The organism is Sphingomonas sp. PL-96 (assembly GCF_020707215.1).
Lineage (GTDB): Bacteria > Pseudomonadota > Alphaproteobacteria > Sphingomonadales > Sphingomonadaceae > Sphingomonas.
Genome location: NZ_JAJFET010000011.1, coordinates 35,945 through 50,776 on the forward strand (window position 1 = coordinate 35,945; position 14,832 = coordinate 50,776).

Below are 14,832 nucleotides of genomic sequence, written 5' to 3' on the forward strand. Positions count from 1 at the left end.
ACGCCCGGCACGAGGCCGGGCATCCCAGGTTTGATGGAGCGACGTCGCCAAACGTCGACCCGAGGTCGCTAACTACCTCCTCCAGATACGCCTGTTCGAACTCCGGTTCAAGGATGCGCGTTTCGCGCCACGCCCTCTTTTTGTCTCGGTCCCAGCCCCGGTGAGGGGATGGAAGATGACGGCGTTTACCCTGGGGGAAGCGACGGCGCTGGCGCTTGGCAGCTTCGGCGGCGGCACCGCGCGTCGCAAGCCCGCGCGCTCGGGCGGGGTCCACCGCACCGGCGCGCCGGTGCTGCGCGACAGCGTCGAGGCGGGCAGTTTCGAGGAACAGTTCTTTGCGGTGCCGGCCAAGGGCGAGACCGACCGGCTGCTGCGCATGGCGCGCGCGGCGCTCGACGCCGGCCGCCGGCTCAAGCGCGCGGTGCGGGTCGAAGGGCGTGAGCTGTCGGCGGCCGAGCGCGCGATCGCGGGCATGACCGCGGGCGCGGTGCGGGTGTATGAGGAACTGCTGACGCTCGCGCGCCTCAACCGCGGCCGCGTCTATCCGAGCTACGACCATCTCGCCGCTGCCACCGCGCTCGGCCGCGCCACGATCGCGCGGGCGCTGCACATCCTGGAGCATGCCGGCTTCCTGGTTCGCCAGCGTCGTTTCCAGCGGGTTGCGGGCGACGGGCCGGGCCCGCGCTACGAGCAGACCTCCAACGCCTATCGCCCTACCCTGCCCCAGCGGCTGCTGGCGCATCTGCCGCGCTGGCTGCGTCCGGCGCCGCTGCCCGACGATGTCGTGCACCAGGCTGCGTTGCGCGCCGAGGAGCAGGCAACGATGCGCGCCCAGCTGACGTGCTGCGAGCTGGCCGAGGTCACGGTTGGCGGTGCACTCGGCAAGGTGCTCGCCAAGCTCGGTGCGCGGATCGATGGTCAGGAGCGCGAGTCTCAAAACCATCCGGAACCACTCCTAGACTCTTATTTCAAGAAATCAGCAGTCGCCGACCTAGCCGGTCGACGGCGTACCTGAGGACAAGACAGACACAACGCCACGCACGCCATCCAACGAAATACCCGCCTAACATTCGGGCGCGTCGGCTCCGCCGCCGCAATGCTCCCCGACGGGAGCAGGCGGATGGGGCATCGCGCCTTTGCACCGCAGGCAGTTTCAGGGACGGATCATGTCATAAATCCGGGCCTATCTTTGGGTACAACGCCTGACCGAAGCACCTCGGACCTACATTTCCGGCGCGTTGACATCCCTTATCCCTAAGGCCAGTGGTCCCCCGTTCCGTGCTGCCGAGATATGGCCGTGCCTGCCGATTGTTTCCTCTCTTTCGACACGAGGCTTATGAACTTTGATTATCTCATCGTAGGCGCCGGTTTCGCCGGGTCGGTCTGCGCAGAGCGATTGGCGAACGCGGGACATACGGTCCTGCTGATTGACCGGCGCCCGCATATCGGCGGCAACGCCTATGACGAGAAGGACGAGCACGGCATCCTTGTCCATCCCTATGGGCCGCACATCTTCCACACTAACGCCAAGCGGGTGTTCGAATATCTGAGCCAGTTCACCGACTGGCGCTTCTATGAGCATCGCGTGCTGGCCGAGGTCGATGGCGATCTGGTGCCGATCCCGATCAACCGCACCACCATCAACAAGCTCTACGGCCTCAACCTCGACGAAGAGGGCGTGCGCAAGTACATCGAAGACGTGCGCGTACCGCGCGAGCCGATCCGCACCAGCGAGGACGTGGTGCTGTCGTCGGTCGGCCCGGACCTGTGCGACAAGTTCTTCCGCGGCTATACCGCCAAGCAATGGGGGCTCGACCTGTCCGAGCTCTCCGCCGGCGTCGCCGCGCGCATCCCGACGCGCACCAACGACGACGACCGCTATTTCGCCGACAGCTTCCAGTTCATGCCCGCCGAGGGCTATACGCGCATGTTCGAGCGGATGCTCGACCACCCGAACATCGAAGTCCGCGTCGGCACCGACCTTGCCGACATCAAGGACAGCGTCGAATATGACCACATGGTCTACTCGGGGCCGGTCGACGCCTTTTACGACTGCCGCTTCGGCAAGCTGCCGTACCGCTCGCTCGAATTCCGCCACGAGCATCTCGCCGACGTGGAGCAGGTCCAGGCGGTGGGCACGGTCAACTATCCGAACACCGAAGAATTCACCCGCATCACCGAGTTCAAGCATCTGACCGGCCAAAAGGCGGCAGGCACCTCGGTGGTACGCGAATATCCGCAGGCTGAAGGTGACCCCTTCTACCCGATCCCGCGGCCGGAGAACGAGGCGCTGTTCAAGCGCTATCAGGAACTGGCGGACGCCGAGGAGAAGGTGACCTTTGTCGGCCGCCTGGCGCAGTATCGCTACTACAACATGGACCAGGTCGTGGCCGCCGCACTGGCGACCGCGGATGGACTTCTGAAGCCCCGCACGTGAGCAGCATCGCCGCCGTTGTTGTGACGTTCAACCGCAAGGCACTCCTGGTGGAGTGCCTTCGCGCGTTGCTGGGCCAGACCAGGCCGCTCGACCGGATCCTGGTGGTGGACAATGCCAGCACCGACGGAACGGGCGAGCTGCTGCAGGCGGAAGGGCTGCTGGACGCACCCGGCCTGCGCTACCTGCGGCTCGAGAACAACACCGGCGGCGCCGGCGGCTTCTACGCGGGCATGAAGGCCGCCTATGACGAGGGCCATGACTGGCTCTGGCTGATGGACGATGATGCCGAGCCGGCCATCGACGCAATGGCGAAGATGGTTCCCTATTTCGTGCGCGAGGACGTGTCCGGGCTTGCGCCGATGGTCACCGATGGCGCCTGGGCCGACGAATATGTCGAGCCCCACCGTGGTATGCGCGTCGATGGCGCGATCGCGGGCGTGGTGCGCCCGCTCGACCCAAGCGAGACGGCCGGGCGCGAGACGCTGGAAATCACCCACGCCTCGTTCGTCGGCCCGCTGTTTCCGCGGCGCACGATCGACCGGATCGGGCTGCCGATCTCCGAATTTTTCATCCACTATGATGACTATGAGTATGTCCAGCGCGCGCGCCAGGTCGGCCCAGTCCTGCTGGTGATGGATGCCAAGATTGCGCACAAAGAAGCGCGCAACAACAACCGGTTCGAAACCAAGGCGTTTCTGAAGAAGGAAGCGCAGCGGCCCAAATATGAGGGCCTGTGGCTCGCCTATTACGGCTACCGCAACATCACCTGGCTGACGCGGAAAGAGGGTGTGTCGCTCAACTATCTGCGGCTGATCTCCCGCCACGCACGCCAGTTGCTCGAGGTGGTCGCCTATGACGACCAGAAGTGGAAGCGAATTCGCTTCTGGAATGCCGCGCTGCGCGACGGGTGGTCCGGCCGCTTTCGCAACGACAGGCCGAAGCAGCTGTTGAAGCGCTGATTTCATGATGTTCGGAAAGCGCCCGCAAGGGCGGACAGCCCGCTGGGCGCGTGCGCTTGCCTGTACAGTCACCCTGTTGGCCGCAAGCGGTGCCGGGGCCCAGAGCTTCACCAATCCCGTCCTGCCCTCCGGGCCCGACCCCTGGGTCGCACGGGACGGCAAGACCTATTACCTCATGGTCACGCGCGGCGACCGGCTGACCATCCGTAAGACACAGGACATCACCCGGGTCGCCGATGCGCCCGAGGTGACGGTGTGGACCCCGCCTGCCACCGGCCGCAACGCGCTTTCGATCTGGGCGCCCGAACTGCACCGGATCGGCGGAAAGTGGTTTATCTATTACACCGCTGCCCCCAGCGGATTTGACGACAATCTCCACCGCGGCATCTTTGTGCTGGAGAATGATGGTCCCGATCCCACGCAGGGCCGCTGGATCGACAGAGGCCGCGTCAACACCAACCATTCGGCGATCGACGCGACGGTGTTCGCCTATCGCGGCAAACACTACTTCGTCTATTCGCACCAGCTCGGCTCCGAGAGCCGGCTCGTGATTGCGCGTCTGGCCAATCCCTGGACGCTGGTCGGACCCGAGGTGGTGATCTCGACGGCCGACAAGGATTGGGAACGCCAGATCTATCCGATCAACGAGGCGCCCGAGTTCCTGGCGGGACCCAAGGGCGAGCTGTTCCTGACCTATTCGGCGAGCGCCTGCACCAGCGACGACTATGCGGTCGGCCTGTTGTCCGCCCCGGCCGGGTCCGACCCGATGAACCCGCGTGCCTGGACCAAGGCACCCAGCCCCGTCCTCACCAAGGATCCGGGACCCGGGGTCGGGGTATTCGGGACCGGGCACAACGGCTTCTTCACGTCGCCGGACGGCAAACAGAACTGGATCGTGTTCCACGCCAATCCCGGACCGAGCATGGGCTGCACGTCCAACCGCGGCACCTGGATCGCGCCGTTCAGCTTTGGGGCGGACGGCAAGCCCGTCTTCCAGCGGCCATCGGGGCCGAAGGAGCAGCTGGCGGGACCAAGCGGCGAAGCGAACGGCCAGCGCGCGCCTCGCTGAGCCCGGATCGCCGCGCGTCCGGCGATCCTACCAGCGCGAATCCGGGGTGAACATTGCCGGCTCGGCGCGGCCTCGCTTGCCCAGCCACTGCGTCAGCCAGCGGCGCGCCGGCCGCTCGAACAGCACCAGCGACAGCCAGGCGACCGGCAGCATCAGCACCATCCCCGCGACCACGAACAGAGTCATGGTCACGCCCTGCAGCTTCAGGAACGTCGCGCCGACGCCCGTCAGCAGCACGGTCTGGACCAGCGGGTGCAGCATGTAGAGCGAATAGGTGAGCTGACCGAGCGGCGCGAGCCGGCGCGCGGTGCGCGAGGCGGGCTGTTCGGAGGCGGCGATCCCCAGGGCGCCGATGGCATAAACCAGCGGCAGCAGCAGCAGCTTGGGACATTGCAACAGGCATCCGGCCAGAAACACCAGCAACGCGACCAGCAGCCAACCGGAAGCCCAGGGGATGCGGCCCAGCAAGGTGCGATACCGGAAGCTGATCACGCCTAGCAGGAACGTCGGCAGGGCGCGCAGCACGCCCAGGTCGAACGACCATTCGAGCCACGACCAACCCGACTGGTTGGACACTACCGTCAGCAGCACGATCGTCGCAGCTACGATCAGCAGCGACAGGCTCCGCCGCGCCGCGATGGCTGCCAGTACCGGAAAGAGCAGGTACATGCCCATTTCCGCGCTGATCGACCAGCTCACATAGTTGAAGGTTAGCGAGGAGCAGGGTCCGAATGCGTGCAGCAGTAGCAGGTTCGGGGCCACGCACCGCGGATCGTAGATCTCCGGGTGATTGCTCGGCAGGTGCCCCATGGCGTTGAGGATGCCGAAGGCGGCGAAGACGGCAAAGGTCGCCCAGTGCAGCGGAAGGATGCGGGCCGCGCGCTTCCACATGAACTGTCCGAAGTCGCCGGCGCTGGAGACCCGGCCGGAATAAACCGAGCTGATGACAAAGCCGGAGATGAAGAAGAACAGGTCTACCGAGAGGGTCAGGCCTTCGAACCGGGCGCGCACGGCATCGGCATATTGCCCGAGGCTCATCTGGTTCTGGAAGTGATAGAGGATGATCAAATAGGATGAGGCGATCCGCAGCAGATCGAGATAGATCATGCGGTCGGATTCCAGCTTCAGCGCCAGCATATCCCGCTTCAACAACATTGGTTCATCCCCCTCACCCGCGCGTCGTGCCCTAGGCGATGCCGGCAGCCTGCTCAAGCGCGGCGCGTGGGCCTTTGCGGAAGCGATCTCGAGGCTTGTGCCGGCCACGGTTCGCGATCATGGAGAGGGCATGACCTCACGTACGGCGAAGCCGCGGGCCCGCCCCTGCCCCGTTCTCGCCAGCCAGGCGGCAAGGGCGCCAGGGGCAGCATCCGGCCGGGCGGCGCAGGGTGCGCCGGTCGCGGCACGGCAAACTCCGGAACTTCGATGATGGTCCCTACGGAACAGTCCCAGCGCATCGTGGCGGTGCTCGCCACCTATCGCGACCGTGCGACGATGCTGGAGGCGGTGCTTGAGCGCCTGCAGGAAGAAGGCGTCGCCCAGGCGGTGGTGATCGACAATGGCGCTACCTGGCCGCTGGTCGAGCGCTTGGCGGCGCGCTTCGGCGACTTTGTGAACGTCGTCGCCATGGGCGGCAATCGCGGCTGTGCGCTGGGCTATGCCCGCGGCATGGAACGCGCGATCGAGCTGGACGCCGATCTGATCTGGCTGCTCGACGACGACAACCGGCCCGCCCCCGGCAGCCTCGCCGCGCTGGTGGCGGCTTGGCACGAGGAGCGGGAACAGGTCGGGGCCGATTGCCTGGTGGTGACCGCGGTCCGCGACGAGCATCATGCCGATGTGCTGGCCGGCGTTCCCGAGCAGCACCTCAAGATCCGCTGGGACAGCTTTGGCGGGTTCCACGTCCGCGACCTTGCGTACAAATTGTGGCGCCGCACCCCATTCGGGCGCCCTTCGGGGCAGGCGCCCGAACGCGTGCGTGTCGACGTGACCCCTTATGGCGGCTCGCTGTTCCACCGCGCGGTGGTGGCGAGGTTCGGCCTGCCGCTGCTCGACTTCTACCAATATGGCGACGACACCGAGTTCATGTGGCGAGTGACGCGCGGCGGCGGCCGCATCGTCGTCGTCACCGCGGCGCGGATCGAGGACCTGGAGATTTCCTGGAACCCCACGGTGCAGCTCGCCAACCGCTTCAGCGGTCTGGTGGCCGGCTCCAGCGCGTTCCGGACCTATTATTCGACGCGCAACGCCGCCTATTTCGAATCCCGGTTCCGCCGTCGCAGCCGGCTGATGTTCGGGATCAACCGGCTCGTCTATCTCGGCCTGGTCAGCTTTTATGCGCGCCGCAGCGGCCATCCCGAACGTTTCGAGCTCGTCCGGGAAGCGGTGGCCGATGGACTGGCGGGACGGCTCTCGATCAACCCGCGCTACCAGCTGCCCTGACTGGCCGAGCCGTCGCCGGCCGGCGACAAGGACACCTGCCCTATCTGCGAGCGCGCGCGGCGCGGATCACGCCTTTGCCGGCTGCGCCTGTTCCGGTTCGGAATGCGGGACCACGCCGTTGAAGAGAAAGTGCAGCACCGCAAACCGCCGTATCAACAGTTCGTGCAGCAGCCAGCTTACCCCGAAGGAGGTGGCGGCCAACATCACGAAGTTGCCCGCCACGCTCAGGCGATTGCTGATCAGCAGGGGCGCGGCGATGCCGATGACGGGCAGGTGCAGGAGATAAATGGAATAGGAGGCCCGGCTAAGCCGGGACAGGAAGCGCGGCCGCCAGTGCATGGCAATCGCGGACGCCATGACGGAACAGCACATGCCTGCGGCGACAACTCCGGAAGCCCCGGCGATCGCCAGCTTCAGCAAGCGATGCTGCTGCGGAAGAAGATATCCCTGGAGGCTTTCGATCACCAAAAAGGCGATCAAGAACAGCACGACTCCTCCCCACGCCACGGGTTTGCGCCGGATGAGCCGAAGCAGGTCGGCGTGTTTCTGAACGACCATCCCTCCCAAATAATAGATCGCAACCGCAGGGGACTGCAGGAAATTGGATGTCCATACATCAACATCGATATGAGCAACAGGATAGCGTGATGCAGAAAGTAGGCCGCTCAACATTAAAAAGCTAGTCAAAACGGTTTTCGCGCCCGCCACCGCGCAGAGTGTGTTGATTATCTCTACCACGGATGGCCGGCTGAAAACCCAAGAGAACAGAGCCAAGTCCATCAGAAACCAGAGATGGACAGGGTTGTATCCGCCATGACCGAACACATTGACCTTGAAGTACTGCATCGGCAGCACCAGCAAAATCCAAGTGCTTAGAAAAGGTACGCAAAGTTGAGTAAGCCGGCGCCGAATCCATCCAATCTTCTTGTTCTGAGCGTGCGACGCCAGAAAACCGGCGATGAAGAAGAAGACGGGCATCCGAAAAAGCGCACTGGCGCGGAACATAGCGCCATATAGATCGGTTCCGAGGTGTAATTCCGCTGCCACGGCAGGGCCAGAATGGATCAATGGGCCGATAAGGAGGAGTGTAGCTCGGTACGTGTCGAGCCCATAAACGCGATCTGCCATTCCGGCTTTATTGCAGAAATACTAAACTTCTGTAACGACTCGATTACGGAATTGGCATGCCCGATCGAGATCTCACCCGACGCAATATCGGGCATGGAGATATGCCCGACGCCTTATGGGGGAGCGACTCTGCTAGCGCGGGGTGCGCGGCGGATATTGCAGCAGCAGTCCCAGTGGCTTGACGTACATCTTTGCGAGGCGTTCCTGTCCGGACTGCCGCAGGTGGACTCCATCGGCATAATGAGGTGAGGTACCGGGATCGGAACGGTCCCCAATCTCGGGATCGGCGGCGACGTCGATCACGGCGTCGGCACCGATGCTGTTGGCGCGGACCAGTTGATTATATTCCAGGCGCTGCTGCTCATGCGCGGGGTCCAACATCCAGCCTGAATCTCTGCGTGGCAGCACCGTGTTCACCGCGACGTAGAAACCGGCGGCCTGCGACAGCGACACGAACGGCTTGAGGATGTTGCCGTAGAGATGGGCGGCCGTGCTGCCGCCGAACAGGTCGTTGGTGCCCTGCTGGATGAGCAGGACCGACGTATGCTCCTTGTCGCGGAAGGGGAACAGGTCCTTGTCGCGCTGACCCAGGCCGGTCAGCATCCATTGGCCGCTGACGCTGACGTTGTGGATGGCGATGCCCTTAGGCAGGCCAAGATGCTCGATCGCGGCCCAGTTGTCCGCACCGAGCCCGACGCCGATGCTGTCGCCCGCTTGGACGATCACGCCATGCGTAGCCGGGATGCCGCTCGGCTTTTCGGTTGCGCGGCGCGCCGCCGGCGTCGCGTTCGCTTCGCCAAGCAGGGCAGTCGCTGGAATCGTGCTCGTCTCGTTGCTGTCGCCGGACACCAATCCGCACGCACCGAGCAACAGGCAGGCGCCGACGCATCCCAGGAGCCGGCGAGATCGGTTGAACGCTGATCGGATCCGCATCGATTGCTGTGCCCTCTTGAAGCCGATTGCTTCCTAAGCGTTGACCGCATCCTTGGCCAGTTCGTGCGACACCGGTTCGGAGAGCAAGCAACTCCGGCCAGTGGAACCCCCCTGCCCTCAATCGCCGATAGGGCTTTCGCCATGCTTTCTCAGCACGTCGTTGAACGCCTCGGCCATCAGCGCCTGGAGGCTCCTCCCCTGCCGCCGCGCCAGCATGTGCATCGCAAACGACATTTCCGGGGAGAAGAAGCCGGCGATCTGCTTGCGACCCTGACGGCTCGGTGGCCCGGCGGGCGCCTCGGCCGGTGCGGCCGCCGGTGTGGGGGCGGCCGCAGCCGGCGCGGTGCGGTCGCGGAGGTTGGCAAAAGAGGGCTTACGGCTCATCAGCGGGCCTTTCGTGCGGTTCGACGTGTCGACAGGCCGACCTGTCGGCATGCCCAGTCATAGAGTTGGCGGATTTCCTCTGCCGCGCGCCCGGTCGGCTCGGTCTCGAGCACGCTCAGGCCTTCGGCACTGGCGTGGCGGTACGCCGCCCGATCGGGAAGGGCCACCGGGCACGGCGGGGTGCCATAGCCCGTCACGAGCTCGCCCACCTCGGCATAGAGGCGCGGGGCGTTGGGGGAGCCGGCGGTGAACACCACAAAGGCCGGCTTCTTGAGGAGCTGCACGAGCTTGGCGGTGGTCTGGATGGCGGCGAGGTCAAAGGCGCTCGGCCGGCACGGGATCAACACTAGGTCGGCCAGCTCGACCGCGGCACGTGCGGCGCTGTCAGCATGCGGGGGCGTGTCGATCACGATCAGCTCGGCGCCCTGCCCTGCTGCCTGGGTGACCTTGGCGGCGAGCCGGGGTGGCGGGCTGTCGATCACCTCGGGCGGCCGGTCCTGGCGCCATGCGGCCCATTGGCTCGCCGTCGCTTGTGGGTCGGTGTCGACCACCAGGGCAACTCGCCCCGCCTCATGCGCTGCCGCCGCAAGATGGAGCGCAAGCGTCGTCTTGCCCGCCCCTCCCTTCTGGCTGATCACCGCCACTACCGCCATAACAACTATACCTGTCTACATGTATGCGTCGCGACTGGTCGACGTTTAGACTTCTTGCCCCAGCAAAGGGCAGCCGGCAACGCCAATCAGTCGAGCGACCGTGCACATACTCGAATTTGCAACGTGTCAGCGTGTCGACACGGCAAGGTCATTTCGCTCAGCTTCCGCGTGTCGACGTGTCAGATCATGTTTTCAGTACCAGTTTGCAGCGCAGCAACGCTATAGGACTGCCATCCCGCACGGTCAGAAAGGCACCTCTTGTCCCCCGTCCAGCTTATCCGACCCAAGCGCTTCGGCGATGCCCGCGGTTGGTTCACCGAAGTCTATTCGGAGCCGGCCTTTGCAGCGCTCGGCATCTCCTGCCGGTTCGTGCAGGACAATCATTCGCTGTCCAAGCCGCAGTTCACGCTGCGCGGCCTGCACTTCCAGGTGCCGCCGCATGGCCAGGACAAGCTGGTGCGCTGTGCGCGCGGGCGGATCTTCGATGTCGCCGTCGACGTGCGCAAAGGGTCGCCGACCTATGGCGAGTGGGTCGGCGCGGAGCTGTCGGCCGAGAACGGCCACCAGCTGTTCATTCCGATCGGCTTCGCGCACGGCTTTGTGACGCTCGAGGAGGATTGCGAGGTCACCTACAAATGCTCGGACACCTATTCGCCCGAGTGTGACGGCGGCATCCGCTGGGACGATCCGGCGGTCGGCATCGTATGGCCGATGCCCGAAGGAACGCAGCCGGAGCTCAGCGCCAAGGACAAGGTCCAGCCCCTGCTCGCCAATTTCGACAGCCCCTTTCCCTATGACGGCCGCCCGCTGGCGCCGCTTTCCTGAGAGTCAGACCCATGCGCATCTTCGTCACCGGCGGCGCCGGCTTCATCGGTTCGGCCCTGGTCCGGCACCTGATCGACAACACCGAGCATGAGGTGCTGAACTTCGACAAGCTGACCTATGCGGGGTCGCTGTCGACCGTGGAGCGGGTGGCGAACTCCAACCGCTATCGCTTCGTCCAGGGCGACATCTGCGATGCCGAGGCGGTACGCGCCGCGATCGCCGAGTTCCGGCCCGACGTCGTCACCCATCTTGCGGCCGAGAGCCATGTCGACCGCTCGATCGACGGGCCGGGCGCGTTTGTGCAGACCAACGTCGTCGGCACCTTCGTGATGCTGTCGGAAGCCCGCACCTATTGGCAGGGGCTGGAGGGAGACGCGAAGGCGGCGTTCCGCTTCCACCATATCTCGACCGACGAAGTGTACGGTTCGCTCGGCGACACCGGCTTGTTCACCGAGGAAACCCCCTATGACCCGCGCTCGCCCTATTCGGCGTCCAAGGCCGGGTCGGACCATCTCGTGTCGGCCTGGGGCCATACCTATGGCCTGCCGGTGCTGATCACCAACTGCTCGAACAACTATGGCCCCTATCACTTCCCCGAGAAGCTCGTACCGCTGATGATCGCCAAGGCGCTCGCCGGCGAACCGCTGCCAGTCTACGGCAAGGGCGACCAGGTGCGCGACTGGCTGTTCGTCGAGGACCATGTCCGCGCGCTGCAGGTGGTGTTCGAGCAAGGCGAGATCGGCCGCACCTACAATGTCGGCGGCTTCAACGAGAAGCAGAACATCGAGGTGGTGCGCACCGTCTGCGCGATCCTCGACCGGCTGCGCCCGCGCGGTGACGGCAAGAGCTATGCCGAGCAGATCACCTCGGTCGCCGACCGTCCGGGCCATGACAAGCGCTATGCGATTGATGCCTCGCGAATCAACCAGGAGCTTGGCTGGCACCCGGCCGAGACGTTCGAGACCGGCATCGAGAAGACCGTCGCCTGGTACCTCGCCAACGAGGGCTGGTGGCGTCCGCTGGTGGAAGCCAAAGCGTCCGAGCGGCGCGGCATCGCGGCCTGAAGCAAAGCAGGAGAGGGAGGCCCCATGACCAAGCCTTGTGTTCTGGTGACCGGCGGTGCCGGCTATATTGGCAGCCATGCCGTGCTGGCGCTGCTCGACGCGGGCTATCCCGTCGTGGTGGTCGACAATCTCGTGACCGGCTTCCGTTGGGCGGTGGACGCGCGCGCCGCCTTTGTGGAAGCTGACATCACCGATGATGCCAAGGTCCGTGCAGCGATGCGCGAGCATCAGGTCGGCGCGATCATGCACTTCGCCGGCTCGATCATCGTGCCGGAATCGGTGAGCGATCCGCTCAAATATTACCGCAACAACACTGCGGCGAGCCGCTCCCTGATCGAGAGCGCGGTGGCGTGCGGGGTGAAGCATTTCATCTTCAGCTCCACCGCCGCCACCTATGGCACGCCCGAGCGCGTACCGATCGTCGAAAGCGATCCGACGCAGCCGATCAATCCCTACGGCATGTCGAAGCTGATGACCGAGGCGATGCTGAAGGACGTGGCGCATGCGCATCCGTTCAACTTCTGCGCGCTGCGCTACTTCAACGTCGCCGGCGCCGACCCGGCCGGGCGCAGCGGCCAGTCCACGGCGGGCGCGACGCATCTGATCAAGGTCGCGGTTGAAGCTGCGACCGGCAAGCGCGGCCATGTCGGCGTGTTCGGCACCGACTTCGACACTGCCGACGGGACGGGCGTGCGCGACTATATCCATGTCAGTGACCTGGCCGCTGCCCATGTCGACGCGCTGGCGCTGCTGTTGGCCGAGCCGGAACGCAGCCAAATCCTCAACTGCGGCTATGGCCATGGCTATTCGGTGATCGAGGTGCTGGATGCGGTCGATCGCGTGACCAACGTGACGATCGAGCGCCGGATCGAAGGCCGCCGCGCCGGCGATCCCGCCGCCCTGATCGCGGACAACAGCGCGATCCTGGCGGCGCTGCCGTGGCGTCCGCGTTATGACGATCTCGAGCGCATCGTCACCGACGCGCTCGCCTGGGAGCGCAAGCTTGCCGAGCGCGCAGAAGGAGCATGATGCATACCCGTCAACTTGTCGACATGTCGGAAAATCGATGATCCAACACGCAATCCTCGTCACTGGCGGTTCCGGCCAGCTTGGCATCGAGTTGGCACGCGCCACGCTGCCCCAGGGGTGGCAGGTGGTCGCGTTCGATCGCACCGGGATCGACCTGACCGACCCGGCGGCGATCGCCGCCACGGTCGCAGGCGGGCATGACGGACAGCCCTGGGCCGCGGTGATCAACGGCGCCGCCTATACCGCGGTCGACAAGGCCGAGAGCGACATCGTCACCGCCTGGAAGGTCAACGCCCTGGCACCCGCTGCCTTTGCCGAGGCCTGTGCTCAGGCGGGCATTCCGCTGGTGCAGGTGTCGACCGACTATGTCTTCGCCGGCGACAAGCCTGTGAGCGGTGCCGAAGGATCTGCCCTGGGCAACGTCGAAGGGCAGGGGGCGTGGGAAGTCGACGACCCGGTGGGTCCGCTCGGCGTCTATGGCGCGTCCAAGCTCGGCGGCGAGCTGGCGGTGCGGACCTCCAGCGCGCGCCACGCGATTATGCGCACAGCCTGGGTGGTGAGCCCGCACGGCCATAACTTCATCAAGACCATGTTGCGGGTTGGTGCCGACCGCGGCCATCTGCGCGTCGTCGGCGACCAGCACGGCTCGCCCACCAGCGCGGCCGACCTGGCAGCAGCGCTGTTGACGATCGCGATGCGGCTTGCCGAGAATCCGGCGGCGCCCGGTGGCACCTTCCACTTCAGCAACGCCGGTGCGGCGAGCTGGGCGGACTTCGCGGCCGAGATCTTTCGCCAGTCGGCGGAACGCGGCGGCCCCACCGCCACCGTGGAGGCGATCACCACCGCCGAATATCCCACTCCGGCGCGTCGTCCCGCCAATTCGCTGTTGAGCCATGCCGCCATCCAGCGGGCCTATGGCATCACCCCGCGTCCCTGGGCCGAGGCCCTGGGCGATATTCTCGACGAACTGATCGGAGCCAAGAAGTGAAGGGCATCATTCTCGCCGGCGGGTCCGGCACGCGGCTCCACCCGGCAACGCTGGCAGTGAACAAGCAGCTGTTGCCGGTCTACGACAAGCCGATGATCTACTACCCGCTGTCGGTGCTGATGCTGGCCGGCATCCGCGACATCCTGATCATTTCCAGCCCCGAATATCTCGACAACTATCGGCGCCTGTTCGAGGACGGATCAGCGTTCGGCCTGTCGGTCTCCTATGCCGAGCAGCCGAGCCCCGACGGCCTGGCGCAGGCCTTTACCATCGGCGCGGACTTCATCGGCGACGACAATGTCGCGCTGGTGCTGGGCGACAACATCTTCTTCGGTGCGCACCTGACGGACCTGCTGGCGAGCGCGGTCGCGCGCACGCAGGGCGCGACCGTATTCAGCTATCGGGTCGAGGATCCCGAGCGCTATGGCGTGGTCGAGTTCGGCGAGGGTGGCCGAGCGATCAGCCTGGAAGAAAAGCCCGAGGCGCCCAAGTCCAACCATGCGGTGACCGGCCTCTATTTCTACGACAACCGCGTCGTGGACTATGCCCGCAACCTCAAGCCCTCGCCGCGCGGCGAGCTCGAGATCACCGACCTCAACCGCCTCTACATGGAAGCGGGCGACCTGTACGTCGAGCAGATGGGCCGCGGCTATGCCTGGCTCGACACCGGCACCCACGACAGCCTGCTGGAAGCCGGCGAGTTCGTGCGCACCATCCAGCATCGTCAGGGCATCCAGATCGCCTGCCTGGAGGAAATCGCCCTCCACCAAGGCTGGATCTCGACCGACCAGGCGCGCGCTGCGGGTGAGCGGTTCAAGAAGACCGCATACGGCCGCGCGATCCTGCACGCGGTCGAGGCGCAGCGAACCTAAAGGGGCGGCGTGTCTTGCGTGTCGGCTTTTATACGTGTCGACACGTAGGGCA

15 protein-coding genes are annotated in these 14,832 nt (G+C 65.2%); 10 read left to right on the forward strand and 5 right to left on the reverse strand.

What is annotated here, in order from left to right; genetic code table 11:
* The first annotated feature begins 175 nt into the window (after positions 1-175).
* The 4 genes from LK533_RS16160 (at position 176) to LK533_RS16175 (ending at position 4,465) form a co-directional block, all read left to right on the forward strand.
* Entirely contained in the window at positions 176-1,015 is an 840-nt protein-coding gene (locus LK533_RS16160) for a helix-turn-helix domain-containing protein (RefSeq protein WP_229364108.1), read from the forward strand.
* Between the two features lie 321 nt (positions 1,016-1,336).
* Positions 1,337-2,437, forward strand: a complete 1,101-nt coding sequence (gene glf, locus LK533_RS16165) for a UDP-galactopyranose mutase (RefSeq protein ID WP_229364109.1) — start codon at positions 1,337-1,339, stop codon at positions 2,435-2,437.
* Positions 2,434-3,396 carry a glycosyltransferase family 2 protein gene (locus LK533_RS16170; protein WP_229364110.1) on the forward strand — a complete coding sequence of 321 codons (963 nt, stop codon included), beginning with the start codon at positions 2,434-2,436 and terminating at the stop codon, positions 3,394-3,396. The genes glf and LK533_RS16170 overlap by 4 nt, the downstream gene beginning before the upstream one ends.
* A 4-nt stretch (positions 3,397-3,400) precedes the next feature.
* Positions 3,401-4,465, forward strand: coding sequence for a family 43 glycosylhydrolase (locus LK533_RS16175; RefSeq protein WP_229364111.1), 1,065 nt, complete (start codon positions 3,401-3,403; stop codon positions 4,463-4,465).
* A 27-nt stretch (positions 4,466-4,492) separates the two neighbouring features.
* Here LK533_RS16175 and LK533_RS16180 read toward each other — a convergent pair whose 3' ends face one another.
* Complete coding sequence (locus LK533_RS16180) at positions 4,493-5,614, reverse strand: acyltransferase family protein (protein ID WP_229364112.1); 1,122 nt, start codon at positions 5,612-5,614, stop codon at positions 4,493-4,495.
* Between the two features lie 273 nt (positions 5,615-5,887).
* Here LK533_RS16180 and LK533_RS16185 point away from each other — a divergent pair, with 273 nt between their 5' ends.
* The gene (locus tag LK533_RS16185; RefSeq protein ID WP_229364113.1) at positions 5,888-6,904 is read left to right on the forward strand and encodes a glycosyltransferase; all 1,017 of its coding nucleotides are present in this window, start codon (positions 5,888-5,890) and stop codon (positions 6,902-6,904) included.
* A gap of 66 nt (positions 6,905-6,970) precedes the next feature.
* Here LK533_RS16185 and LK533_RS16190 read toward each other — a convergent pair whose 3' ends face one another.
* From LK533_RS16190 to parA, 4 genes are all read right to left on the reverse strand, one after another.
* A complete protein-coding gene (locus LK533_RS16190; RefSeq protein ID WP_229364114.1) occupies positions 6,971-8,032 on the reverse strand; it encodes an acyltransferase family protein in 1,062 nt (353 codons plus the stop codon).
* A 132-nt stretch (positions 8,033-8,164) separates the two neighbouring features.
* A complete protein-coding gene (locus tag LK533_RS16195) occupies positions 8,165-8,881 on the reverse strand; it encodes an SGNH/GDSL hydrolase family protein (protein ID WP_229364115.1) in 717 nt (238 codons plus the stop codon).
* Between the two features lie 201 nt (positions 8,882-9,082).
* Positions 9,083-9,349, reverse strand: a complete 267-nt coding sequence (locus tag LK533_RS16200) for a ribbon-helix-helix domain-containing protein (RefSeq protein ID WP_229364116.1) — start codon at positions 9,347-9,349, stop codon at positions 9,083-9,085.
* Positions 9,349-10,002: a ParA family partition ATPase gene (parA, locus tag LK533_RS16205; protein WP_229364117.1), complete on the reverse strand. Its 654-nt coding sequence runs from the start codon at positions 10,000-10,002 to the stop codon at positions 9,349-9,351. The genes LK533_RS16200 and parA overlap by 1 nt, the downstream gene beginning before the upstream one ends.
* Before the next feature lie 258 nt (positions 10,003-10,260).
* Here parA and rfbC point away from each other — a divergent pair, with 258 nt between their 5' ends.
* From rfbC to rfbA, 5 genes are read left to right on the forward strand one after another with little or no spacing between them, the layout of a single operon-like run.
* The gene (gene rfbC, locus LK533_RS16210; RefSeq protein ID WP_229364118.1) at positions 10,261-10,827 is read left to right on the forward strand and encodes a dTDP-4-dehydrorhamnose 3,5-epimerase; all 567 of its coding nucleotides are present in this window, start codon (positions 10,261-10,263) and stop codon (positions 10,825-10,827) included.
* A gap of 11 nt (positions 10,828-10,838) precedes the next feature.
* Positions 10,839-11,891: a dTDP-glucose 4,6-dehydratase gene (gene rfbB / locus LK533_RS16215; RefSeq protein ID WP_229364119.1), complete on the forward strand. Its 1,053-nt coding sequence runs from the start codon at positions 10,839-10,841 to the stop codon at positions 11,889-11,891.
* Between the two features lie 24 nt (positions 11,892-11,915).
* Positions 11,916-12,920 (forward strand): UDP-glucose 4-epimerase GalE, encoded by a 1,005-nt coding sequence (gene galE, locus LK533_RS16220; RefSeq protein ID WP_229364120.1) that lies wholly within the window; start codon positions 11,916-11,918, stop codon positions 12,918-12,920.
* A 37-nt stretch (positions 12,921-12,957) separates the two neighbouring features.
* Positions 12,958-13,908, forward strand: a complete 951-nt coding sequence (rfbD, locus tag LK533_RS16225) for a dTDP-4-dehydrorhamnose reductase (RefSeq protein WP_229364121.1) — start codon at positions 12,958-12,960, stop codon at positions 13,906-13,908.
* Positions 13,905-14,780, forward strand: a complete 876-nt coding sequence (rfbA, locus tag LK533_RS16230; RefSeq protein WP_229364122.1) for a glucose-1-phosphate thymidylyltransferase RfbA — start codon at positions 13,905-13,907, stop codon at positions 14,778-14,780. The genes rfbD and rfbA overlap by 4 nt, the downstream gene beginning before the upstream one ends.
* Positions 14,781-14,832: the final 52 nt, after the last annotated feature.

Excerpts from the sequence above, each read along its gene's own strand:
- LK533_RS16160 (WP_229364108.1), top strand. The coding sequence starts at position 176 with ATGACGGCGTTTACCCTGGGGGAAGCGACGGCGCTGGCGCTTGGCAGC.
- glf (WP_229364109.1), top strand. The coding sequence starts at position 1,337 with ATGAACTTTGATTATCTCATCGTAGGCGCCGGTTTCGCCGGGTCGGTC.
- LK533_RS16175 (WP_229364111.1), top strand. The coding sequence starts at position 3,401 with ATGATGTTCGGAAAGCGCCCGCAAGGGCGGACAGCCCGCTGGGCGCGT.
- LK533_RS16185 (WP_229364113.1), top strand. The coding sequence starts at position 5,888 with ATGATGGTCCCTACGGAACAGTCCCAGCGCATCGTGGCGGTGCTCGCC.
- LK533_RS16190 (WP_229364114.1), bottom strand. The coding sequence starts at position 8,032 with ATGGCAGATCGCGTTTATGGGCTCGACACGTACCGAGCTACACTCCTC.
- LK533_RS16200 (WP_229364116.1), bottom strand. The coding sequence starts at position 9,349 with ATGAGCCGTAAGCCCTCTTTTGCCAACCTCCGCGACCGCACCGCGCCG.
- parA (WP_229364117.1), bottom strand. The coding sequence starts at position 10,002 with ATGGCGGTAGTGGCGGTGATCAGCCAGAAGGGAGGGGCGGGCAAGACG.
- rfbB (WP_229364119.1), top strand. The coding sequence starts at position 10,839 with ATGCGCATCTTCGTCACCGGCGGCGCCGGCTTCATCGGTTCGGCCCTG.
- galE (WP_229364120.1), top strand. The coding sequence starts at position 11,916 with ATGACCAAGCCTTGTGTTCTGGTGACCGGCGGTGCCGGCTATATTGGC.
- rfbD (WP_229364121.1), top strand. The coding sequence starts at position 12,958 with ATGATCCAACACGCAATCCTCGTCACTGGCGGTTCCGGCCAGCTTGGC.